We start from the raw sequence: 22,746 nt of genomic DNA on the forward strand, positions 1-22,746 counted from the left end.
GCCGTCGGGACCGTGACGCTGCCGACCCGCACGTCGAGTTCGCCGGCGAGGCGGCCGCACAGGTCGATGATGTCGGCGCATTCGGCCCGCTGTTTCGGTGACTTCGCCAGGCAGCGGACCAGTACGAGCCGCAACGGCCAAGGGACGGGCTCCCAGTCGGGGTCCGCGTATTCGATGCGGTGATAGACGGCGATGTCGCTGCCGAACGGGTACTCGCCGGTCGCCGCGAAGTAGGCGGTCGCGCCCAGAGAGAACACGTCCGAGGAGCGCTCCGCCTGTCCGTCGATGACCTGCTCCGGCGACATGAACGCGGGCGTTCCCATCGTGTAGCGTGCCAGAACCCGATCCGGGGCCGTGACCTGCACTTTCTCTGCTCGGTCAGGCGGCGCGGTGGTACTCGTTGATCACGCCGCTGAGGACCTTATGGCGGCGGATCGGCCCGTCGAGGGGCGTGACGGTGGCCKGGTCGTGGTTCGGTGGGCGTTGGCCTCGTCCTTGGTGGGGGCGGTGGTCGTTGTAGTGGCGGGCGTACTGGTCGAGCACGGCCGTGGTGTGGCGTTCTCCGTAGGCGAGGATCTTGTCGGTGCATTCCTCTCGGACTGAGCGGATGAACCGCTCGGCGTAGCAGTTCGCCCGCGGGGTCCGCGGCGGGGTCCGCACGACCTGGATGCCTTCGGAAGCGAAGACGTCGTCGAACGCCTGCGTGTATTTCGCGTCTCGGTCGCGGATCAGGAACCGGAACGCGTCGGTCCGGCCGTCGAGATCCATGGCGAGCTGGCGTGCCTGCTGGGTCACCCAGGCTCCGGTCGGGTGGGCGGTGACGCCGAGGATGTGGACGCGGCGCGTCTGTATTTCCATCACGAACAGGACGTACAGCCGGCGCAGGACGATCGTGTCGAGGTGGAAGAAGTCGGTGGCCAGCAGTCCGCTGGCCTGGGCGTGGAGGAAGGTGCGCCAGGTGGTGTCGGCGTGCCGTCGCGGCGCCGAGCCGAGACCCGCGCCAGCGAGGATGCGACGTACCGTGCCGGTGCCGATCCGGTGGCCCAGGCCGAGGAGTTCTCCCTGGATGCGGCGATGCCCCCAGGTGGGATTGTCCCGAGCGAGGCGGATCACCAGCGTCCGCAGCTGTTCATCCACCGGCGGACGGCCGACCCGATGCGGGTAGGTCCAGCGCCGACGGACCAGGAGGCGATGCCACGCCAGCAACGTCGCCGGGGTCACCAGCCGGCACGACCGGACCTCCCCAGGTAGCAGCCGGGCCAGCGCGGCCAGGACCGCGCGATCCGGCCAGGTGAACCGGGGACGTCCGACCTGGCGGCGCAGGACCGCGACCTCGTGGCGCAGTACCAACAGTTCCGTCGTCCGCGCCGCGTCGCTGCGCGTCAGCAGGACGAGCCAGCCGAACACCCTCACCATGACCAGATACACCAAGCCACCACCATGAGCCACGATCATGCGCCATGAGGCCTGCCGGCGAAGTCGCAGGTCAACGGCCCGAAACTGGGTTCTGGCACGGTACAGGCAACGGTGACAACAATGCTCATGGTGGGAGCTCTCCGATACTACGAATGTGGCTATTCCGCCAATGCTGGCTCATACGCAGAGTAATTGCCTGCGACGGCCTGAAAGGAAAGGCGGTGGTGCCGGCGCGGGGAAGAAATCTGGTAGGCGTCGATATCTGGTCGCCGTGCCGGCGGTACTGCCAATGCGGCGCTGGCGGCCGTGTCACCGTCGCTGGCTGGACCTGGCCCGGTAGTGGCGGGCTGGCCGGCGCATAATTGCGTTTTGACCGCGCATGGTTCTTCATGGCGTTGCGAGTGCGGCGAAGGACGCGTCGAGCAGGTCGCCCAGGTCGAGGCGGCCCCCGGAGACCGTCCAGCGGTCGACGGCGATGTCCAGGCAGTCCAGGGCGACGGCAGCTCGTACCAGCAGGCCCAGCGCCTCAGGCTGGGTGGAGCCGGTGCGTTCGGCGAGGGCCTGGGCCAGGATGGGGCGCCAGCCACACTGCTTCTCAAGCAGTCGGGCACGCAACGCGGGCGTCTCCCTGATGAGGCGGGCCGTCGCGAGGGCGGCGCCCGGGTCGCGGCGGTAGTACTCGGCGACCGTGTCCAGGGCGCGTCGTAGCGCCGTCCAGTCGTCCTCGGCGGCGGGCCGGGCGCGCAGGATGTCGGCGACCCGCTGGCCCCGGGCCTCGAAGGCGCCGATGACGGCGTCCTCCTTGGTCTCGAAGTAGCGCAGGAAGGTGTTGCGCGACACCCGGGCCGCCGCGGCTACCTCGTTGATGGTGACCCGGTCGAAGCCCTCCCGCTGGAACAGCTCCAAGGCAACCTGGGCCAGCTCGGCCCGGATAGCGGCCCGGGCGATGTCTCTCGTCCTGGTACTCACGCCTCCGCTCACCCTGCAACTCTACACCTCGTCTGGCGATGCGCCCCATCATGGTAACTTGGCCTCGGTGATGGGACCGAGTGTCAGTACTTGCCACCCTCGCCGGCTGGCCAGGCCTCGGTAGCCGCAGGTGGGGATCGGGATCGATAAGGAGTGCATGCGTGAGTGCGGCAGAGAACAAAAAAGTGGTGCTGAGTTTCTTCGCGAACCTGTCGGCGGGGCACCTCGGCGCCGCCTTGGGCCTGTTAGACGAGAAAGCCACGTGGCGGGTGTCCGGAAAGCCGGAGTACATCCCGCTGGCCGGCACCTACAGCAAGCAGGAGATCGCCGGACTGGTGGCCATGGTAAGGAAGGCCATGCCGGGCGGGATACGACTGACAGTTACTGGGAGCATTGCGGAAGGTGACCGGGTCGCGGTCGAAGCCGAGGTGCGCGGGGTGTCTCCCGCGGGGAAGGTGTACGACAACCGGATCTTCTTCGCCGTGGACGTGCGCGACGGCACGATCCGGTCCATACGCGAGTACTACGACACCATCCACACCAACGAGGTTCTGTTCGGCAGGATCTACCCAAGTGAGGTCCTGGCGCAGAAGTGACCTCTGGCCCGCCTTACTGGCCGTCCAGGTAAGGTACGAACGGCCAGCCACAATGGCCGCTATGTGCCTTTCCCCGGGGCGAGCATTAGGTCCTCGGCCCGGCGGCGACAGCACGACCCGACAGGGGGTCTGTCGCCTCCACCGAACACGCCGAAATGATCAGTGAGACTCGGCAGCGTCTCGACGCAACCGCGGGCCCGCCTCGGTGGCACCGCTGTCCCCGGCGTTCTCGCTACCACCGCCGGTAGCCGTGGAGGTCACTGTCGAGTCCGCCTCAGAAGTGGTTACGCCGAGCACCGGGATACCACCCCAACTGTGAGTGCGGATGTACCGACTTTCGCGGAACTGTCCGGGGTGAGGCGACTTACTTGGGATCAGCCCCGAGAAGGGTACCGCCGGCTACCAGACCCATCTCGGCGTGCGGCAGGTCCTCGGCGGTCGCCGGATGGGTCCGGCGGGCGGYRAGGATGGCTAGAGCGACGAGCAGGGCGAGCACGGTGRCACCGCCGAGCATGGTGAAGCCGTGGGTGTAGCCGGCCTCCCGGGGTAGGCCGCTGGGCGTGGCGCCGGAGGTGACGATGCTGGCCATGAGCGCGGCGCCGATGGAGCCGCCGATGGTGCGGATGTTGGCGTTCATTCCTGAGGCGACGCGGTCGATCGCTGGCCGCTCGATTGGCCTCTGGTGGCGCCTCCACCCCAGACGTCAGCCGGTCTGACACGAGGTATACGTGGCGGCCTCCGACCTGGGATGACGCGGATGCTGAGGGTTCTGTGTATGGGCATCCGCTGGATGTGACTGTGCCATGACGTCCGGACCGAAATCACCGACTATGTGCCGATCTTCGGTGAGCGGCATGTTCGTGCCCAGCACACCGCCGGCACGATCATCTCCGGCGGGCACCGGAACCCCACGAACCCCGACACCAGGACCGGCGGACAGACGACACACCGAGACACCGAGACACCGAGACACCGCACGAACATGCCGGTCGCCGACACGAACCGCCGCAGCCGGCCGCCAAAGCCTCTGCCCGAAGCCACCAGCAGTCACCGGCTCATTGGCCTCCACGCCGACCTCGACGCCACCATCGGCTGGGCCACGGGACGACACCGCCTACTCTTGGCCGTCCTCCACCTCAAACCCCTCATGACCAGCACCGATGGCACGTCGCCCAGCGGTAAACTTGCCAGGGGGTTCGACCGATGTCCGGACTGCGCACATTCAGCCTGTGGCGGTCGACCGGTGCCGGCCGCATGCCACAGTCGTTGTCGTGTGCAGTAGTGGGTTCCCTGATGGTGCTTGGGCTGGACCTCGCTTTGGCGATGCTCCTGGACCCGCGGCTGGCTGCCGCTGCCCTCACCGCCACCGCTGCGATGTTCCTGGCCGCGACGGCGGTCTCCTGCTTCTGGACCGCCCGGCGCGTCCGCGGCGCCGAGCGCCGCTGGCGGCTGCTGATCGGTCTCGCCACTGCCGGCGCGGTCGCTCCCAGCGTAGGGACGGTGCAGGCGTTGCTTGCCGGAGGCTCCGCAATGGGTCGGTTTTCCCCGGCACAGGCGGGTTTCTTCGTGCTCTATCCGCTGACACTGGTTGGGCTGCTGTCCCTGCCCACCGAACCGGTGGACGGCCGGGACGGGAGCGGCAGGACGGTGCGGCGTGGGGAGTACCGCTGGTACACGATCACGATGCTCGACTCCGCGCTGATCGTCGGCTCGATCGCCCTGCTGGAGTGGGGGACGGTGCTCGCCAAGGTTGTCCAAGCCCGCGCGCCCAACCTCATGCAGTTCCTGTTCACTCTGGTCCAGCCGGCCACCAGCATGATCCTCGCCGCCGCCGTACTGCTGATCGCGACGTTCCGCCGGCCACGTACCCCAGCGATCCTGGCGTTGCTAGGCGCAGGCCTGCTGATCTTCACAGTCGCCAGTAACACCTTTCTTTACCTTACGGCGGAGGGTAACCGCGACGCCCCGCCGGGGGCCTATATCGGATTCCCCGCCAGCTGGATGCTCACCTTCCTGGCAACGCTGGTGCCAATACACGCCGCGACGAAGCTTGATGGCACCGCCGCGGCGGGCCCGCGGGCAATGTGGGCGCACGTCCTGCTGCCCTATGTGGCGCTCGCCGCGGCAGGCCTGCTAATTGCCGGCAAGCTGCTGTCGGGTGCGCGGCCGGACCGGTTCGAGACGTACACAATGGTCGGGCTGCTGTTGGTGGCGCTGGTCCGCCAGATGGTCACGTTGGCGGAGAACACCCGGCTGCTCGCCGAGATCCGGGAACGCGAACAACAACTGCAGCACCTGGCTTTCCATGACCCATTGACGGGCCTGGCGAACCGGGCCCTGTTCACCCGGCGGTTACAGCGGACACTCGCACCGGGGCGAGACGACGACGCTGACACCCAGGACAAACCGCAAGTGTCGATCCTTTTCCTTGATCTTGATCACTTCAAGTACGTGAACGACGAGTTCGGACACGCTGCCGGGGACGAACTTCTGAAGATCAGCGCGGAGCGGTTGCGGGCGGGGACGCGAGCGGTGGACACCGTCGCACGGCTCGGCGGGGACGAGTTCGCCATCATCCTCGACGGCAGCGGCCCCGACAATCCCCGCCGGGTGGGCGAGCGACTGGCGACCGCAGTCCAGGAGCCATGCCTGCTGGCCGGGCGGCCCTACACCCCGCAGGCCAGCCTCGGTCTCGTGACGGTGGACGAAACCACCGCCCGGCCGGTCAACTCTGACATTCTTCTCCACCAAGCCGACCTGGCGATGTACGCCGCCAAGCGCGAGCGGGCAGGCAGGCTGATGGTCTACCGGCCGGACCTGCCCGAGTCCGCCGCGGCTGGCCGTGACTGCGGTCCGCGTTGACTACCGGCATGATCGGGCTGTTACGTGGGAGAAGGCGTGGCGTTGGGTGAGTCGCCGAGGGGAGTCTCACCCCTCGGCGCTCGTAGAGTTGGGTAGGCCGCCGGCGAGGTGACCGCCTCGGGCGGTTCCTTTTCCGTCGACCTCCCGCCGAACCCGCCGTGCAGCGTTAACTGCAACGGGCTCTCCAGTGGTTATGCCTTGGGTTGCGTGGTAGGTCGTCCGGCGTGGATCGCCTCGTGGCAGGGGCGGCAGGCGACGAGTGTTTTTCGCCGTCGCTTCGCCTTGAGGCGGACCCAGGCCGGTTTTTCACGTCGTCCTGGTTTGTTGAGGTCGGCGAGGTGGCGGATATGGTGTACTTCCACCTGCTCCGTCGCTCCGCACAGTTCGCACGCGCCCGCGAGGAGCCGGTGGATCAGCTCGTTGCCACAGGCCGTGGCCAAGATTGGCGCTCGGTCTTCGAGGGCAGCCGTTGGCTTCCGATGCAGCGGTATACCTCCGAAACGCTGTGCATGCCGAAAATGCCATCCGCCCTGGTCAGGATGGTCGTAGCCGTCGGGACTGATCGTTGCCCTCCAACGCCAGGCCCCCGCCCGGCAGGGCCGATGAGTGCACGAGGATGCCACTTCATGCTGCTTCAGCTGACCTACCTCGGTGTCTCCAACGCGTTCGCGCTGCTGCGCCTGCTGCCCCGCGGTGACCGTGACAAGGACATCGAGATCCTCGCGCTACGGCACCAGATCGCCGTGCTGCAACGCCAGCTCGATGGCCAACGGATCCAGTTCCAGCCCGCCGACCGCGCCCTACTCGCAGCGCTCCTGCACACGTTGCCGCGGCCAACGCTGCGCGGGCTGCGCCTGCTGGTGCGTCCGGAGACCGTCCTGCGCTGGCACCGCAGTCTGATCGCCCGCCACTACGCCGCTATCTCTCGCCCCAAGCGGCGCGGCCGGCCCCRCACCCTCCGCTCGATCCGAGCCCTGGTGCTGCGCCTGGCCCGGGAGAACAGCAGCTGGGGCTACCGGCGGATCCACGRCGAACTCCTGGTCCTCGGCRTCAAGGTCGCTCCGTCCACGGTTTGGGAGATCCTGCGCGACGCGGGCATAGACCCCGCACCCGACCGGACTGCGACCACCTGGGCTGACTTCCTCCGCGCCCAAGCCCACGCCCTGCTGGCCRCTGACTTCGTCGAAACGGCGGCCCTGACCGGGACACGCCTGTACATCCTCGCGGTGATCGAACATTCCAGCCGCCGGGTCCGGATCCTCGGCGCCACCGCGCACCCCACCGCAGCATGGGTAACCCAGGCGGCTCGCAACCTCGCCATGGACCTCCACGACGCCGCCTCGACCGCCCGCTACCTCATCCGCGACCACGACGCCAAATACCCGGCGCTGTTCGACACGATCCTCGCCGACGCCGGGATCAGGATCGTCCGCAGCGGCGTTCAGGCCCCACGGATGAACGCGATCATGGAGCGGTGGGTGCGCACCTGCCGCCGCGAACTCCTCGACCGCACCCTGATCTACAACCAGCGCCACCTACTGCACGCCCTGCGCGCATGCGAGGCGTTCTACAACCTGCATCGACCCCATCAGGGCATCGCGAGCGCCAGACCACTCCAGCCATTGCCCGAACCGATCACCGCCCCGGACCGGCTCACCCACCTCACCATCCACCGACACGACCGCCTCGGCGGCATCCTGCACGAGTACGAACATGCAGCCTGACCTGCCCGGACATTTTTTCGGCAGGTACAAGGTCGAAGAGTGGAAGAAGATCTACGATCCCGGCTATTACAGCGACCTGCCGACCGCCTTGCTACACATGGTCAGCGACCTGGACGAGTGGCTCCAGGCGCGCCCCTTCAAGCCGTCCATCACCGACCCGTCGAACCCGGTCGTCAACTTCGACCACCGGTGGAGCCAGGAGACGCCCGGCCGCGACCTTGAGCTGTTTGGCTTCGCCGACGCTGCAAGTATCGCTACCAGCCAGGCCAGGCCCTCCACCACAACACTGCGGCCCCACTCGACCAGGCCCAATTAGCGCACCGGCCGACTGGTAGATCAAGGGCGAAAGCCAGCCGCGCGCCCGCCCGGCGCGCCAACGCCAGCCCGATCCGACGAAGCGCCGCTAGCTGATCTTCTTCCAGCGGACGAGTGTGAAGTTGTTGTCGAGGTCGACTCCGGCGTTCTGGCCGAACCCGACGAAGTCACTCAACACGAGATCGGTCCCGTCCAGCTGCCAGCCGAACCGGTACGGGTCTGGCACCCCGCATTCGCCGGGCCTGCAGCCGTTGAGCTTGGCCACCGCGGTGAGGTCCGACGCGAGCCAGACCGCCTTCGCGTCACCGCGTACCGGCCCGGTCTCGAGGATCACGTCGCCTTCCTGGTGGCGGCTGTCGCCGCAGTCACCTCCGCTGATGTCGATCCGGGGCCCGCGGTGCCGTCCAGTGCGAACCGTCGCAGGCACCAGTCACCGATCGGGCGGAGCCCGTTACACCTCGGGCGGACCGAGGCTTTCCGCCGCACGACCTACTCGCAGGCCAGGTATGGCCCAGCTGACCGCCGCGGTGACCGCGACGGTTCCAGCGACGACGAATGGATGTGCAATGAGCGCATCAGACACGTGGTTGAGCGGGTTGCTCGCGATCAGGGTGGTGCGTTCGGCGAGCCATGCCGCGGCCAGCACGATTCCGATGCCGGCGGTGGTGAGGCGTGCCGCCGGGTAGATGTGGGTACCGCTGAGGACCAACAGTGACGGCATGAGCAGGGCGACCACCATGAGCTGGGTCAGTTCGATGCCGAGGTTGAATCCCAGCAGCTCGACGATCAGGGATCCGTGGCCGAGGTCGAGGCCGCCGAGCAGTGCGGCGAAGGCGAGGCCGTGCATGAGCCCGAATCCGGCTGCGATCCACGCCTCGCCACCTGGGACGAGAGGCCGGATGGCATGGACGCCGGAGACCAGGATGGACAGGGCGATCAGGCTTTCCACCACGCGCGTCGGAGCGCTGATGTAGCCGAGGGCTGCGAGGGCAAGGGTGATGGAGTGCCCGACGGCGAAGGCGGTGACGACGTGCACGACGCGCCAGCAGCTGCGGCGCAGGTTGTCGGCGCTGACCCATCGGCCGTGGTGGGCGAGGAGCGGTGCCGGCAGCAGGAGCATGATCAGGAACAGCAGGTGGTCGGCGCCTTCGGCGATGTGTCGGACGCCCAGGTGTACGGCGGCGGCGAAGCCCTGCTCGGGGGTGGCGCCGGCGGCTGGTACGCCGATGGTGTGTCGCTGCCAGTCGAGCACGCCTACGGTGGTGTAGCTGTCGGAGCCGTGCGGGCGCAGCAAGACGATGATCTGGTGTGACAGCAGATGGTGCACGATCGCGTCGTAGCTGAGCTGGAAGTCGTGCGCCGTGCCGTTGGGTGGCTGCAGGACGAGGTCGAAGACGAGGTGATCGACGCCGTCGATGTTCTCCACGCGGCCGCCGCCGGCGGTGACGGTCCACCGAGCGCCGTTCTGGTCGGCCGCGGAGGTGTGGCTGAGCACGTAGCGGCGGAGTTCCTCGAGCTTGGCCGGACGGGCGACGGTCGCCGCGGTGAGGGGCTGGTCGAGAGCGATGGCGAGCCGGTCGATGGGCAACTCGACCTCGCCGGTCACCCGGTCCGGCGTGGCGTCGAGCAGGATCGCCGTGGTGCTGAGCGGGTGCGCGTCCGCGCGCGTCGGTGCCATGACCGTCGCCGTTGCCCACACGGCCGCGAGACACGCGAGCAGCATCCCGGCGCGGGCCGCCCAGGTGCGGAGCGGGCGGCGCCGGGAATGCTGTCGGTTGCCGCGCGCCGGTCGGGGCACAGCTACGAGATCCACGATCAGCTCGGCTTGCTGCTGCCGTAGTCGTTGGTCTTGTCCCGGTAAACCGAGTGGAAATGGATGTTGGGTGTGCTCTGGCTACGGGTGTTGATGAACTCGATCCACACGCTGGGGCCGTCGATGCGGATGTAGCTGTTCTCCCCACTCGGGCTGGTGTTGTTGGACCAGCCGATGCGAGTCTGGCCCAACTCGGACTCGTACTTGGCCATCAGCTTCGTGGCGGCCGTGCCGCTGAGGTCGCCGACGTATGCCTGGATCGCCGCGATGACCAGCTTCTGCTGGTCGGCGGTCAGCTGTGACACCAGCAGCCCCTCGGCGGTGGGGAAGGTCCCCGAGTCCTTGCCAGGGCCCATGACCAGGTCGTCGAACGTCCCCGACGTGATCTCCGCGGCGGGCTTCTGCTGGTCATCGAGCGCCGCAAGCACGCCGAACATGGCTGACGACTCGGCCTTCAGGGGCTCGACCGTGACGCCAGCGGACTGGAACGACGTCGGCTCGGAACCGACGAACTGCGGAGTCTCGCTCACTTTGTCGCCGTTGTAGGTGAGGTTGCGGGCCAGGTGATGCCCGCCGAACTGGACCATGAACGGCTGCGTCGTCGACGGCTGCCCGTAAACGGCGATGTAATAGTCCTTGAGGCTGCCGAAACCGTCCGCGCCCTGGCCCCCGAGGCTGCTCAGATAGTCGTCGGCCTTCTGGATGTCGATGTCCTGCTGGGCGCCAGTGGGGCTCAGCGCCACCTGGAGCACGGTGGCAACGGCCTTCTGCTGGCTGGCGCTGAGGTCGGACAGGACGATGCCCTCCCGGGGCACGGCGGTCGAGGGGAAGTTTGACCAGGTCTGTCGCGCCTTGTTGTCCGAGAAGTCGTACTCGACCTTGCCCCGCTGGGTGGCGTCGAGCGTGGCGAGGAACGCGTTCACCGCCTTGACGACCTCCGCGGTGTTCGCGCCGCCCGGGCTTGCTCCGTTGGTGTTGAGGTTGACGGCCGTGAACTGCTGCATACCTCCGCCCACGCCGCCCGCGCTCTGGCTGCTGCTCTGCTGCGTTGTAGCGCTCGCTGACGGCGACGAAGTGGTGGAACCACCTGAACTGCAGCCCCCGATGACGAGAGCCGCCGACAACAAGGCGCCGGACGTGATGGCAAGGCGTCTATGCATGTGTCTCCTCTGATCGTGACGAGTGCCGCGCCAGCCCCACGGAGTCGGACGTCGACCGCGTCGCTGCTGTCACGCCGGCCGTGGCCGACACGCTCGACAACATCGTCGAACCTCCGTCAGTACTCCGGTGGCCGCCGACGAATGCACACGTCATGACCGGTTCCTTCAGGCGCGGGCGGGTACCGGTCCGGGAGCGTACGGAGGACTTCTGAATCCCCGCTGACGGCTGAATGCCCGCTGAACGCGGGGATGGACAGAGGCCCCGCGGGCACCCCGACCGGCTGCCGGGCGCCCGAAGCTCCACGCGACAATGGGCCCGTGCCCGCACCCGCCAACACCGGCCGCGTCCTCGTCGTGGACGACGAGCCGTCGATCCGGGACGCCGTCGCGACTGCGCTGCGCTACGAGGGCTTCGACGTCGGCGAGGCCGCGACGGGTCGTTCGGCGCTGCAGTCGGCCAGTGAACAGCCTCCGGACGTGGTCATCCTCGACCTGATGCTCCCTGACATCGACGGCGTTAAGGTGTGCCGGCAGTTGCGGGCGGCCGGTCAGGACTGCCACGTGCTGTTCCTGACCGCGCGCGGCAACCTCGCCAACAAGGTCACGGGCCTCGGCGCCGGCGGGGACGACTACATCACCAAGCCATTCTCTCTGGCGGAGATCGTGGCACGGACGAACGCGGTCATGCGGCGCAGGGCGATGTCGATGGCCTCCCCACCCGTGGAACTGCTCGGCCAGGCCAGCCAGGACGGATCCACGCCCTCAGGAAGCCGGCGGCTGGTGTGCGACGACGTCGTTCTCGACCTGGACTGTCATCAGGTCTGGCGTGCGGGCGTGGCCGTCCATCTGACGGCAACCGAGTTTCGCCTCCTCGCGTTCTTCCTCAACAATGCGCAGCGCGTGCTGTCCAAACAGCAGATCCTGGACGCGGTCTGGGACGAGGACTTCCGCGGGACTCCGAACATCGTCGAGGCGTACGTCGGTCACCTACGGCGCAAGCTTGACCAGCACGGGCCATCGCTGATCAAAACCGTTCGCCTCGTCGGCTACGCCCTGCATCCACAGGACGGAACAGCGGCGCTCGCGCGCGCGGACGCTCCATGAGATCTCGCCAGCCTCGAACACTGCAGGCGCGGCTGGCGGTGGTTGTCGCCGCGGTCCTGCTCGCGGCCCTGGGACTGTCCGGCGCGACCACCTACCTGGCTTTCGCGGTGTACCTGCGCGATCGGCTCGATGCCGCGCTGCGCGACACCCCAGTCGCGTTGAACCACTACACGAGCGATACCACCAGTCAGGACGCGACGGGCGACGGGGACGACGACGATGGGGACAACGCCCCGGGCCCGAGAGTCGCGCCTTTCGTACAGTTCATCAGCGCTGACGGCACCGTTCTGCTTACCCAGGCAGGCCGCGATGCCGCCGGGCGGCCCTTCACGGCCAACCTGCCGTCCGTCCTGCCCACGGTCGCCCGATCAGATGGCCCCGGCGGACCCGCGGCGTTCTTCGACACCCGGTCCCGCGAGCCGTCAGGCCCCCGGCTGCGGGTCAAGGTCTCGGCGGACAAGGACGGCCAGGTCGTCATCCTGGCTCTTCCCAGCAGCGAGAACGACCGGCTGCTGCATCGCCTGGCGGTGGTCGAGGCATGTGTCACGGCGGCCGCGCTGCTGCTGGCGTCCGGCGCCGCCTTCTGGGTGGTCCGGCGCCGCCTCACACCGCTGCGAAGGCTGGCGGACGCCGTCGAATCGCTGAGCCCGAACGACCTGGCCGTCCGCGTCCAGGTCGACACGACAACACGCGAGGTGCACGAGCTGGCGACCGCGACCAACCTGCTGCTGCAGCGCATGGACGACGCGTTCACGAAGGAGCAGGCCACGCAGGAGGGCCTGCGGCGGTTCATCGCTGACGCCTCACACGAACTCCGGACGCCGATCGCCGCCGTGTCGGCGTACGCACAACTGTTCGATCTCGGTGCCCGGGACCGGCCGCTAGATCTCGCCCGCTCGATGTCTGGCATCCAGCGTGAGACCTCGCGGATGCGTGACCTTGCCGAGGACCTGCTGACCCTCGCCGCGGCGGAAGAATCTACTGAACAGGAGGCCCAAACCGCTGACCTCGCGGCAGTGATCAGACAAGCGGTTGATACGGCGGTTGCCGTCGATCCACGCTGGCCCGTGACGCTGACACTCGCCGCGGGCCTCGGCATGGTAGCGGCCGGACCAGCTCGGCTGCATCGCGTGCTGGATAACCTCATCGGCAACGTCCGCGCACACACTCCCCCAGGCACGCGCGTCCAGATCAATGCCCGGCACGAGGGCGCGAACGTCATCATCGCCGTCGCCGATGACGGCCCTGGGCTCACCGCCGACGAGCAGGCCCACATGTTCGACAGGTTCTGGCGCAAGGATCCGTCCCGATCCCGGCAGGTCGGCGGTAGCGGCCTCGGGCTGTCCATCGTGGCCACCATCGTCAAAAGCTGGAACGGACACGTGACCGCCTCGCAGACCCCAGGCGGCGGCCTAACCGTAACCTTCACGCTCCCCGCCACCTGACTAAAAGCTTCCCCCGCCGTCCACACGAGACCTGGTCGTCCAGCGGGATCTTCGGGTGCCGATGCCTGACGTGGTCGACTTACTCGCGGACCGGTGGGCCCCCGGCCGGGGGCGAATCGCTGCCCACCGCGCTGATCCGTTCTCCATACGGCCGGAGTGGAGCATTCGGCCTGTTCATGGCCAGGCCGCTGGCCGAACGGGGGTTCCAGGTGCTCATCCAGAGCACGCGCGGCGGGTTCGGTTCCGGCGGAGTACTCGACCCACTACGGCAGGAGCGGGACGACGGCTTGGCAACACTGGACTGGATGGTCAAACAGCCGTGGTTCGCCGGCGCGATCGTGCTGGTCGGCCTCAGCTACCTCGGATACGTGCAGTAGGCGGTGGCCGACCGCCTGCCCGCCGAGGTCAAGGCGATGATCCCGCACATGACCGAGTCGGCGCTGCCGCCATGGCCGCAGGCTCCGCGACCGGCTGCTCGCTGGCGGCTCTCCCCGTCTGCGGGGCCAGCAGCACAGCGACCCGCGACCTGGCCGGGCATGAGGCCAGGTAGGCGACGCGGGTCAGGCAGCGATGAACTCGAAGGGCACCTGCAGGGTCGTTGCGGGGTCGGGGCGTAGGACGCCGTTGCCGAGGGTGTAGGGCGTGCCGCGTTGAGTGAGGTCCTTGGCCTTCGCCTCAAGGTCGACCACCGACACGCGGATGGTCCAGGCTCCGGGGCCGAGCTGGTGGTAGCGGTCAGCGACGCGGCCGGGTCCGGTCGGTTGGACGAGCTCAAGGCGGGCGCTGCGGGGAGCGCGGAACGGCATGACGGCCCGGCGGCAGCCGTCTTCCTCGACCATCGAGCTCGGTGTCCAGCGCAGGTTGCGCTCGAGCGCGCCGAGCGTCGCGTCGAGGTCCGCCACCAGATATTCGCGAGCGACGATCCGCACCATGGCCTCGGGCGAGGCCTCGGGTGGGATGTCGGCCGGCGCGTGGAAGGCCTCGTCAGGTAGGCCGAGGTGCCCGCTCTTGGTCGCCTCGATGAACAGGCCCGTGTCGGCTGCCGGGTCGTAGGTGGCCGAAGCCGGGTGGCCTCCGAGGTAGAACCGGTCGCGGCGGTCAGGCGGGTGGAACCCGACAGCGACGCCGAGGCRATCCAGATGCCCGGCCAGGTCATCGATCTGCTCGTCCGTCATCGCGAGCTCGGTGGCGTGCCACTTGACGGCCCGGGCGCCCTGTAGCTGAGCGACCTCCCGCGCGGGGAAGACAGCGGTCGTCGTGCTCGTCTCGTGCGACCGGCTCTCGGGGGCGCCGGACGCTACTGATGGCACGTGGGCGTCGCCGGGCGCCACCAGCTCGAGAAACGTCGGCGCGACCGGATACCTGGGGTGGACGCGGCAGAACACCGCGTCGATGCCAGGGCCGCTCCGGTAGGACCGCGGTCGCGGCTGCGGGATGCCGATAGCGCTACGCAGCGTCTCCACGCCAGCATGGATATCGTCGATCAGAATACTGACGGTCGTCATCAGCTGGTACATTCCCGCGACTCCAACCCGGATGCCAAAGCCACTCCTCGTGTGCAAACATAGTCCACCGGACCGGGTCGCGTCGACGGCGGCATAGTCGGTCCTCGCCGAATGACTTTGCTTGCCGGCCCGCCGCCCCCCACCCCCGCTCCACCTTCGGGTCAAGCCCGGCCGGAAGACTCAGAACGCTGCCCGGAAGCCCGGCCGATGGGCGACCCAGCGCCGATCATTGCGGTGGCACGTCGACCATCTGGACGAGCTGTGACACGCGGGCAGGCTCCAGGCTGGAGTCAATCCCGCGGCACTTATGGCTCGATCACCACTCGCAATGCTCCCGCCTTCCGGTCACCAGCCACCCGGAACGCCTCGACGGTGTCCTTGAGGGGGAACCGATGCGTGATGAGTGTCCGGGCGATGTCCGAATTCTCAGCCAGCATGGCCGCCGCGTCCTCCATATCGCGTCCGTTCTCATGACGGCAGTACCCGATCGAGGGAATGATCTTGGCCTCGCAGTGGAACACATTCATCCAGTCGAGCTCGACCTTGTTCAGGTAGACACCCACCGAGACGATCGTGCCGTGCGGGGCGACGAGCTCGGTCGCGCGGGCGAGCCCGCTCGGCGACCCGGCCGCCTCGACGACCACGTCGTACAGGCCCCGGGCCTTGAGCCGGGCGCCGAGGCGCTCACCGGCTTCGGCCTGGTGGGGATGGCGCGCCTCGACAGCGACGTCCGAGGCGCCCTGCCGGTTGGCACCACGTCTGCCGTTGGAGCACGCCGGCCACGGTGATCGATATGTCAGGTGCCAAGCCTCGTGGCCTTGCTACGACGATCGGTCGAGATGATTTGTGTGCTTCCAGGGTAGATGGGACGAGGCAGACCAAGTTCGTGCTGCGCGAGGATGTTGCGGAAGATCTCGACGGTACCGCCGTACGTGCTCGTTCCTTGGGCGAAGCGGTGGGCGAAGTCGATCGCCCCCGCGCCGGGGGCCTCTGGTGAGTCGTGCCGCAGGACGCCCAGCGGGCCGATCATGTCCAGCAGATCGGAGGCCGCGGCAATCAGCACCTCGGATCCCTTGATTCGGCCTTGTGCCCCTGGCGTGCAGATGCCGGCCTCCAGCTCGGCCGCGATCCGGCCGAGCCGAGCCAGGACCGTCGGGTCGTCGGCTGGGCGGCGACCGTCGAGTCCCGTCGTCGCGGCCCAGTCGACCGCGGCGGCGAGTGCCGGCTCGAGCGCGCGAAGGAAGTTGCGGCCCACCGAGAAGTCGTCCAAGCTTGCGCGCGCGTCCATCCCGTGCTCTTCGTCCAGCGGCCCGCGAAGTACCGTCCAGCCGTCGTTGACCCCGCCGAGGCGGTAGCGGTCCGGGACTCGAACGTCGCCAAAGTAGACGATGTTGGTCCGCTCGCCACCGAAGGTGTGGACCGCCTGGATCTCGATACCAGGCAGATCGAGCGGGACGAGGAACATCGTCAGGCCCCTGTGCTTCGGCAGGTCCGGGTCGGTGCGGGTGATCGCGAAGGTGTACTGGCAGTTCTGGGCGCCAGTCGTGAACATCTTCGAGCCGTTGAGGACCCAGTTGTCGCCGTCGCGCACCGCCCGGAGCCGGGCGGCCGCGATGTCCGAGCCGCCGTCGGGCTCGGTGTAGCCGAGGCAGAACCGCACCGCGCCAGCCGCGATCTTGGGCTTCAGCTCCGCCCTGACGTCGGGCTGGCCGAACCGCTCCACGGAGCCCCACACCATCCGGGTCGTCGACGCCGTGATGTACGGGACGCCGTGATCCCACTTCTCCAATTCGAGGATCCGGTAGCTGACCGGGTCCAGGCCCGCGCCGCCCTCGTTGACAGGCCACTCCGGCATGAGCCAGCCGCGGGAGCCGAGGGCCAGGTGGACATCGAGGTTGAAGCCGTTGCCGGTCTCGCGTTCCTCAGTGAGCGTCTCGTCGGTGACGATCTCGCTGAGGTAGTCGCATACCTCAGCGGCAAAGGCGCGTTGTTCGGCGGTGAGCTCGACGAGTCCGAAATCCATCGTGTTCTCCTTTTCGCTCAGGCGCGCGTCGCGGCGGCGACGAGGCCGGCACCGATACGCGCCAGGTCCGTGACCGGGTCGCCGGCCACGGCACTCCATCCCTTCGCCCGCAGGAAGTACAAGCCCACGTCCGCTTCGTCGGTGAAACCGAGCCCGCCCTGGACGTGGACGCTGGTCGTCGTCGCCCGGACGGCCGCCCGCCGAGCGACGTCGAAGGCCATGAGCGCCAGCTCGGGACGCCGGTCGGGCTCGTGCTGCATCATCCAGCCCGCCTTGTGCACGAGGATGCGAGCTCCAGTGATGTCGATCGCGGCGTCGACGAGCGGGTAGGCGACCCCCTGCAGCGAACCGATCGGAACGCCGAGCGTCGTACGGGACTTGGCGAACTCGATCCCAAGTGCCAGCGCCTCGTCAGCCAGGCCGACGAGCGCGGCGGCGGTCAGCAGCTTCCATTCCCGCACCGCCTGCTCGTACATCACGATCGCCTCCGGACCCGAGGCCAGGGTGATCAGCTCCTCGGCGTCGCTCGCGTCCCACCATGCGAGCGGCGTGCACCCCTGGTTCGAGACGTGCTTGTCCGGGATGGCGGTGCGTGCGGCGACAAGCTCGTCGCCGACAAGCGCGAGCACGTCGGTCGCGACGGCGGCGTCGGCGACCAGCTGAGGCACACCCTTTGTCGCCGTCATGAGCGCGACGGTGAAGACGCGCTCGCCGAGGCGGGCCGCGCCGAGCAGATCGTTGGGGGCATTGGACCGGCCCAGCAGCCGGGTGGCGGTGACATGCCCGGCGAGCGGGATCGGCGCGAGACGCCGTCCCTTCTCTTCACTGATCAGAGCCAAGTCGACCAGAGTGGCGTCGTCACCGCCCTGTGAGGCGGGCAGTCCCATTGCCGCGACACCCATGTCGAGTAGCCGCTTCCAAAGTCTGGCGTCGAATCCGATCGGCTCGGCGGCCCGCACGACCGCCGTGGTCGACTCCTTGGCGAAGAAGGCAGCGAAGGCCTCGCGGACGGACCTCTGGTTCTCGTCCAGTGCCGTTTCGCTGTGTCGAAGCTCGTACGTACCCATCGGATCGCTCCCTACATCGTCACGGCGTGCGTTCGATGAACGCGCAGTCCTCCATACCGCCGGTCGTGTTCTCGCTCGGCGTCGATTTGCAAGCAGTCAAGGCCGGCGTGCTCGGCGAGATTGACGAAGAAGGCGAGCAGTGACCGGGTTCCGTCTTCGGACTGGTCCGTCGAGCCTGGGCCTAGGACGGGCAGGGACTCGATCAGGTCGTCGATCATCGCGGTGCAGGCGGCTTCGGCCAGCTCGTGTACGTCCCGGTAGTGGTCGTAGAAGGTCGAGCGACTGACCCCGGCCCGTTCGGCGACGTCGGCGACGCTGATCTGGGACAGGTCCTGCTCCTCGACGAGTCGGATCAGCGTCTGCTGTAGGGCCGCGTGGGTGCGGCGTACGCGCCGGTCGCCCACCGAGGTGCCGTTTCTGGTCCCAGCCACGCTCTAGCGTACTATCTTAACCTGCACTTGCAGGGTAACCTGCAGATGTAGGGTAACGTTTGTGGACGCACCGTCACACCTGGCCAGCAGAAGGGAACTTGGTGTGAAAGTCACCGTGGACGAGGACAAGTGCTGCAGCGCCGGCCAGTGCGTGCTGATCGCGCCCGACGTCTTCGACCAGCGCGACGAGGACGGCGTGGTGATACTGCTCGACGACGCGCCGCCCCCGAAGCTGCACGACGCGGTCCGCGAGTCGGCCGGGGTCTGCCCGGCCGCTGCCATCCTGCTGGCCGAGTCGTGAGTCGAGCCGTGGACCGGATCGTGATCGTGGGCGCGTCGGCGGGCGGGCTGTCCTGCGCGGAGGCACTGCGCAGGAGGGGGTATGCGGGTGCACTCACGCTCGTCGGCGACGAACCACAACCTCCCTATGACCGCCCACCGACGTGATGGTCGTCAGCCGCAAGCTCGATAGCTGCAAGGTTGTGGCCGAGGAAGTGGCGCTGAAGACAGGACAGCGCACTCTGTGGATTCAGGTGAACGTCGGCGACTGGAATGACTGTGAGTGCCCGTACAGCACGGTGAGCGGAGGCTCGGCATGAATGCGGAAGATCTTGTCTTGATTAGCGTGGACGACCATCTGGTCGAGCCGCCCGACATGTTCAAGGGTCGGCTGCCCGCGAGGTTCTCCGATGTCGCGCCCAAGGTGGTTCGCCGGCCCGACGGTTCGGACGTGTGGACGTTCAACGGCACGGTCATCCCGAACGTGGGGCTGAACGCGGTGGCGGGCCGGCCGAAGGAGGAGTACGGCGTCGAGCCGACCGCCTTCGACGAGATGCGCCCTGGCTGTTACGACATCCACGAGCGGGTCAAGGACATGAGCGCGGCCGGGGTGCTGGGCTCGATGTGCTTCCCGTCGTTCCCGGGCTTCGCCGCCCGGCTGTTCGCGGCCGCGGACGACAAGGACCTGGCGCTCGCCGTCGTGCAGGCCTACAACGACTGGCACATCGACGAGTGGTGCGGTGCGTATCCGGGCCGGTTCATCCCGATGGCGCTGCCGGTGCTGTGGGACCCGGAGCTCGCCGCGGCCGAGGTCCGCCGGGTCGCGGCCAAGGGCTGCCACTCGATCACCTTCACCGAGAACCCGGCCACGTTGGGCTACCCGAGCTTCCACGACAGGCACTGGGACCCGCTGTGGAACGCGCTGGTCGACACCAACACGGTGCTCTCGATCCACCTCGGCTCGTCCGGCAAGCTCACCATGACGGCGCCGGACGCCCCGATGGACGTCCTCATCACCCTGCAGCCGATGAACATCTGCAGCGCCGCGGCTGACCTGCTCTGGTCGCGGGTGCTCAAGGACTTCCCCGACATCAAGATCGCGCTGTCCGAGGGCGGTACCGGGTGGATCCCGTACTTCCTCGAGCGCATCGACCGGACCTACGACATGCACCACCTGTGGACCGGCCAGAACTTCGGCGACAAGCTGCCGAGCGAGGTCTTCCGGGAGCACTTCCTGACCTGCTTCATCGAGGACCCGGTCGGCGTCGAGCTGCGCCACAAGATCGGCATTGACAACATCGCGTGGGAGTGCGACTACCCGCACTCCGACTCCAGCTGGCCGTGGCCAGGCGAGGAGCTGCTCAAGTCCGCGGTCGGCGTCCCGGACGACGAGATCAACAAGATGTCCTACGAGAACGCGATGCGGTGGTACTCATTCGACCCGTTCGCCCACCGGTCCAAGGAGCAGTCCACCGTCGGGGCGCTGCGCGCCGAGGTCGCCGGCCACGACGTGGAGATCCGCCCGTTCGACAAGGGCCGCTTCGAGATCAAACACGAGGGCATCTCCCTCGGCGAGATGGTGGGTAATACCACCGCCTAGCTAGCCTAGTAGGGCTTTATTGACGGGGTGCGGCTGGAAACGGAGCAAGCCACGAACGGCCGGGATGAAAACGCGCGGGAAACCGCGCGGACAAAGGTTCCGGACCATGCGCCTAAAGCGAGATGTCACCGCGCCAGTCGCTACCCTACAGATCGGCTGGAGCTAAGCGTTCAGCTTGCGGCAGCCGCTTCACCCGCACCACGCGGGAGCGTTACGTCCGGATGCCTACCACTCCGAATGTGGACGCCACGTAGTCGCCACCCTCGATCATCTACATGCGGTGACCTGACGATTTCCTATTAGACAAGCTCCCGAGATGTCGTTAGGCGCACGCTCAGTCAGCTGTGGCCATACCTGCCGCGGGCCGCCGAGCGAAACCGGGGAGGGCGGACGGAGCCGAGCAGTGACCGAGAAACTGAAGACTCGCCCGGAATCGCGGATGCTCGTTGACGGCGAGCTGGTCGACGCGTTATCGGGCAAGACGTTCGGCAACGTGAACCCGGCGACCGAGGAGGTCCTCGGCCAGGTGGCCGACGGTTCGGTCGAGGAGATGCGCCGCGCGATCTCGGCGGCCCGGCGGGCGTTCGACGAGACGGACTGGTCGACGAACAAGGAGCTGCGCAAGCGCTGTCTCGGCCAGTTGCAGGAGGCGCTGGAGTCGGAGCGGGAGGAGCTGCGCGAGGAGCTGATCCTGGAGGTCGGCTGCCCGCGGATGATTACGTCGGGCCCGCAGCTGGACCTGCCGCTGGCGGATGCGCTGCGCTATCCGACGAAGCTGATCGACGAGGTCGCCTGGGTGACCGACCTGCCCGAGCTGGTCGGCATGAGCGGGGCGCCGAACAAGCGCCAGATCCGCAAGGAGGCCGTCGGCGTCGCTGGCGCGATCGTCCCGTGGAACTTCCCGTTCGAGGTCACGCTGCACAAGCTCGGTCAGATCCTGGCGACCGGGAACACCGTGGTGCTCAAGCCCGCACCGGACACTCCGTTCAACGCCACCCGGATCGGGCGGCTGGTCGCCGAGAAGACCGACTTCCCGGCCGGCGTGGTGAACGTCGTGACGTCCTCCGACCACCTGGTGGGGGAGGAGCTCGTACTCTCGCCGGAGGTCGACCTGATCTCGTTCACCGGCTCGACGGTGGTCGGCCAGCGGATCATGGAGAAGGGTGCGGCCACCCTGAAGCGGGTGTTCCTCGAGCTCGGCGGCAAGTCGGCGGCGATCGTGCTGGAGGACGCGGACCTGCCGACGGCCACCATGATGGGGATGGCTGTCTGCTTCCACGCCGGGCAGGGCTGCGCCATCCCGACGCGGATGCTGCTGCCGCGCTCACGCTACGACGAGGGCGTGGAACTGCTGAAGAACCTTTTCGCGGGCATTCCCTACGGCGATCCGCAGCGTCCGGACGTCCTCATGGGACCGCTGATCTCCGCGAAGCAGCGGGCCCGGGTCGAGGGCTACATCGACAAGGGCGTCAAGGAAGGCGCGACGCTCGCCGTCGGCGGCGGCCGGCCGGCGCACCTGCCGAAGGGCTGGTACGTCGAGCCGACCCTGTTCACCGACGTCGACAACTCGATGACGATCGCCCAGGAGGAGATCTTCGGGCCGGTTCTGGTAGTCATCCCGTTCGACGACGAGGACGACGCGGTCCGGATCGCCAACGACAGCCGCTACGGCCTGTCCGGCAGCGTCTTCTCCGGGTCGGTGGAGCACTCGATCGCGGTGGCCAACCGCATCCGCACCGGCAGCCTGTCCATCAACGGCGGCGAGCCGTACGGCGCCGACCTGCCGTTCGGTGGCCACAAGCACAGCGGCGTGGGCCGCCAGAACGGCCTCGCCGGTTTCGACCAGTACCTGGAGACCAAGTCGCTGGCCTGGCCAGGCTGACACCCGTGCCTGTGCCGCGCCGGCGGTCGCGCGTGCAGCTGCCCGCGCGGCGCAGGCACGCCCACAACAGCTACAACGTCAGCCGAACAGCCTCAGCGATCCGCACACGCGCCGCCGGCCCGGCCAACCGAGTTACGAAGATTTTCGGTCTAGGTCAGCTGTAGGTGTGTCGGTATGGACGTGGTCGTAGGCGGTGAGGAGCGGCCAGGTCTGGGCGGCCATCTCAGCCGGTGTCTGCGGGCATCCGCGTTGGAGCCAGTCGGTGGCCACGCCGATGAGCGCGCCCGCGCTGAAGGCGGCCGGCACGCTGGGCGGGATGTCGATCGATGAGGTGGTGTGTTCCGGTGGGGCGTCGCCGGTCGCGGCCCGGTGCACCGCCAGGTGCACGGCCGCGGCGATGCGGCGACGGATGTGGTCGATCACGCGTGCGCTTCCCTGCGGTCCTAGCAAGCTGCGGTAGAGGCCGGCGTGCTCGGCGAGATTGACGAAGAAGGCGAGCAGTGACCGGGTTCCGTCTTCGGACTGGTCCGTCGAGCCTGGGCCTAGGACGGGCAG

22 protein-coding genes and 3 pseudogenes are annotated in these 22,746 nt (G+C 68.0%); 11 read left to right on the plus strand and 14 right to left on the minus strand.

Going from position 1 to position 22,746, the window contains the following annotated elements; all coding sequences use genetic code 11:
* The 3 genes from BCD49_RS38600 to BCD49_RS38610 form a co-directional block, all read right to left on the minus strand.
* Nucleotides 1-365 (minus strand): protein kinase domain-containing protein (locus tag BCD49_RS38600; RefSeq protein ID WP_442960543.1); only part of this gene is annotated, 365 nt, incomplete at its 3' end.
* A gap of 13 nt (nucleotides 366-378) precedes the next feature.
* Nucleotides 379-1,455: an integrase core domain-containing protein gene (locus BCD49_RS38605; protein WP_071042494.1), complete on the minus strand. Its 1,077-nt coding sequence runs from the start codon at nucleotides 1,453-1,455 to the stop codon at nucleotides 379-381.
* A 348-nt stretch (nucleotides 1,456-1,803) separates the two neighbouring features.
* Entirely contained in the window at nucleotides 1,804-2,385 is a 582-nt protein-coding gene (locus BCD49_RS38610; RefSeq protein WP_198536031.1) for an acyl-CoA-like ligand-binding transcription factor, read from the minus strand.
* Nucleotides 2,386-2,546: 161 nt separating this feature from the next.
* On the opposite strand from BCD49_RS38610, the gene BCD49_RS38615 reads away from it, so the two are divergent.
* Nucleotides 2,547-2,981 (plus strand): nuclear transport factor 2 family protein, encoded by a 435-nt coding sequence (locus BCD49_RS38615; protein ID WP_007510891.1) that lies wholly within the window; start codon nucleotides 2,547-2,549, stop codon nucleotides 2,979-2,981.
* A 364-nt stretch (nucleotides 2,982-3,345) separates the two neighbouring features.
* On the opposite strand, the gene BCD49_RS38620 is transcribed toward BCD49_RS38615, so the two are convergent.
* Nucleotides 3,346-3,618, minus strand: a complete 273-nt coding sequence (locus BCD49_RS38620; protein ID WP_071042495.1) for a hypothetical protein — start codon at nucleotides 3,616-3,618, stop codon at nucleotides 3,346-3,348.
* 566 nt (nucleotides 3,619-4,184) lie between these two features.
* Between BCD49_RS38620 and BCD49_RS38625 the strand changes: the two genes are divergently transcribed.
* Nucleotides 4,185-5,843, plus strand: coding sequence for a GGDEF domain-containing protein (locus BCD49_RS38625; protein ID WP_007510889.1), 1,659 nt, complete (start codon nucleotides 4,185-4,187; stop codon nucleotides 5,841-5,843).
* A gap of 191 nt (nucleotides 5,844-6,034) precedes the next feature.
* On the opposite strand, the gene BCD49_RS46250 is transcribed toward BCD49_RS38625, so the two are convergent.
* Nucleotides 6,035-6,466, minus strand: coding sequence for an HNH endonuclease (locus tag BCD49_RS46250; protein ID WP_425343324.1), 432 nt, complete (start codon nucleotides 6,464-6,466; stop codon nucleotides 6,035-6,037).
* A 3-nt stretch (nucleotides 6,467-6,469) separates the two neighbouring features.
* Between BCD49_RS46250 and BCD49_RS38630 the strand changes: the two genes are divergently transcribed.
* Nucleotides 6,470-7,567, plus strand: coding sequence for an integrase core domain-containing protein (locus tag BCD49_RS38630; RefSeq protein ID WP_071042496.1), 1,098 nt, complete (start codon nucleotides 6,470-6,472; stop codon nucleotides 7,565-7,567).
* Nucleotides 7,557-7,883, plus strand: a complete 327-nt coding sequence (locus BCD49_RS38635) for a hypothetical protein (protein WP_007510886.1) — start codon at nucleotides 7,557-7,559, stop codon at nucleotides 7,881-7,883. Before BCD49_RS38630 ends, BCD49_RS38635 begins: the two co-directional genes overlap by 11 nt.
* An 87-nt stretch (nucleotides 7,884-7,970) precedes the next feature.
* On the opposite strand, the gene BCD49_RS38640 is transcribed toward BCD49_RS38635, so the two are convergent.
* From BCD49_RS38640 to BCD49_RS38650, 3 genes are all read right to left on the minus strand, one after another.
* The gene (locus BCD49_RS38640; RefSeq protein ID WP_007510884.1) at nucleotides 7,971-8,216 is read right to left on the minus strand and encodes a hypothetical protein; all 246 of its coding nucleotides are present in this window, start codon (nucleotides 8,214-8,216) and stop codon (nucleotides 7,971-7,973) included.
* A 117-nt stretch (nucleotides 8,217-8,333) separates the two neighbouring features.
* Complete coding sequence (locus BCD49_RS38645; RefSeq protein WP_198536032.1) at nucleotides 8,334-9,560, minus strand: HupE/UreJ family protein; 1,227 nt, start codon at nucleotides 9,558-9,560, stop codon at nucleotides 8,334-8,336.
* Between the two features lie 137 nt (nucleotides 9,561-9,697).
* Nucleotides 9,698-10,699: a DUF3500 domain-containing protein gene (locus BCD49_RS38650; protein WP_007510881.1), complete on the minus strand. Its 1,002-nt coding sequence runs from the start codon at nucleotides 10,697-10,699 to the stop codon at nucleotides 9,698-9,700.
* Nucleotides 10,700-11,104: 405 nt separating this feature from the next.
* Between BCD49_RS38650 and BCD49_RS38655 the strand changes: the two genes are divergently transcribed.
* From BCD49_RS38655 to BCD49_RS46710, 3 genes and pseudogenes are all read left to right on the plus strand, one after another.
* Entirely contained in the window at nucleotides 11,105-11,959 is an 855-nt protein-coding gene (locus tag BCD49_RS38655; protein WP_007510879.1) for a response regulator transcription factor, read from the plus strand.
* Entirely contained in the window at nucleotides 11,956-13,404 is a 1,449-nt protein-coding gene (locus tag BCD49_RS38660) for a sensor histidine kinase (protein ID WP_007510877.1), read from the plus strand. The genes BCD49_RS38655 and BCD49_RS38660 overlap by 4 nt, the downstream gene beginning before the upstream one ends.
* 31 nt (nucleotides 13,405-13,435) lie before the next feature.
* Nucleotides 13,436-13,847: pseudogene (locus tag BCD49_RS46710) on the plus strand (CocE/NonD family hydrolase); the annotation flags it as partial.
* Nucleotides 13,848-13,964: 117 nt separating this feature from the next.
* Here the strand turns inward: BCD49_RS46710 and BCD49_RS38670 are convergent.
* The 5 genes and pseudogenes from BCD49_RS38670 to BCD49_RS38690 all read right to left on the minus strand — a co-directional run bounded on the left by BCD49_RS38670 (nucleotide 13,965) and on the right by BCD49_RS38690 (nucleotide 18,430).
* Nucleotides 13,965-14,909: a hypothetical protein gene (locus tag BCD49_RS38670; protein WP_131803656.1), complete on the minus strand. Its 945-nt coding sequence runs from the start codon at nucleotides 14,907-14,909 to the stop codon at nucleotides 13,965-13,967.
* Between the two features lie 305 nt (nucleotides 14,910-15,214).
* Nucleotides 15,215-15,664: pseudogene (locus tag BCD49_RS38675) on the minus strand (zinc-binding dehydrogenase); the annotation flags it as partial.
* A gap of 41 nt (nucleotides 15,665-15,705) precedes the next feature.
* A complete protein-coding gene (locus BCD49_RS38680) occupies nucleotides 15,706-16,932 on the minus strand; it encodes an acyl-CoA dehydrogenase family protein (protein WP_007510869.1) in 1,227 nt (408 codons plus the stop codon).
* 17 nt (nucleotides 16,933-16,949) lie between these two features.
* Nucleotides 16,950-17,999: an acyl-CoA dehydrogenase family protein gene (locus BCD49_RS38685; RefSeq protein WP_007510867.1), complete on the minus strand. Its 1,050-nt coding sequence runs from the start codon at nucleotides 17,997-17,999 to the stop codon at nucleotides 16,950-16,952.
* Nucleotides 18,000-18,010: 11 nt separating this feature from the next.
* Nucleotides 18,011-18,430: a TetR/AcrR family transcriptional regulator gene (locus BCD49_RS38690; RefSeq protein WP_232794128.1), complete on the minus strand. Its 420-nt coding sequence runs from the start codon at nucleotides 18,428-18,430 to the stop codon at nucleotides 18,011-18,013.
* Between the two features lie 103 nt (nucleotides 18,431-18,533).
* Between BCD49_RS38690 and BCD49_RS38695 the strand changes: the two genes are divergently transcribed.
* From BCD49_RS38695 to BCD49_RS38705, 4 genes and pseudogenes are all read left to right on the plus strand, one after another.
* The gene (locus BCD49_RS38695; protein ID WP_007510864.1) at nucleotides 18,534-18,731 is read left to right on the plus strand and encodes a ferredoxin; all 198 of its coding nucleotides are present in this window, start codon (nucleotides 18,534-18,536) and stop codon (nucleotides 18,729-18,731) included.
* Nucleotides 18,728-18,871 (plus strand): annotated as a pseudogene (locus BCD49_RS46715) (FAD-dependent oxidoreductase); the annotation flags it as partial. The gene BCD49_RS38695 and the pseudogene BCD49_RS46715, both read left to right, overlap by 4 nt.
* Before the next feature lie 154 nt (nucleotides 18,872-19,025).
* Entirely contained in the window at nucleotides 19,026-20,309 is a 1,284-nt protein-coding gene (locus BCD49_RS38700) for an amidohydrolase family protein (protein WP_007510861.1), read from the plus strand.
* 403 nt (nucleotides 20,310-20,712) lie between these two features.
* Nucleotides 20,713-22,191, plus strand: a complete 1,479-nt coding sequence (locus BCD49_RS38705) for an aldehyde dehydrogenase family protein (protein ID WP_007510859.1) — start codon at nucleotides 20,713-20,715, stop codon at nucleotides 22,189-22,191.
* Nucleotides 22,192-22,323: 132 nt separating this feature from the next.
* On the opposite strand, the gene BCD49_RS38710 is transcribed toward BCD49_RS38705, so the two are convergent.
* On the minus strand, nucleotides 22,324-22,746 hold a 423-nt coding region (locus tag BCD49_RS38710), incomplete at its 5' end, for a TetR-like C-terminal domain-containing protein (RefSeq protein ID WP_198939486.1).

The organism is Pseudofrankia sp. EUN1h, from assembly GCF_001854645.1.
GTDB classification, from domain to species: domain Bacteria; phylum Actinomycetota; class Actinomycetes; order Frankiales; family Frankiaceae; genus Pseudofrankia; species Pseudofrankia saprophytica.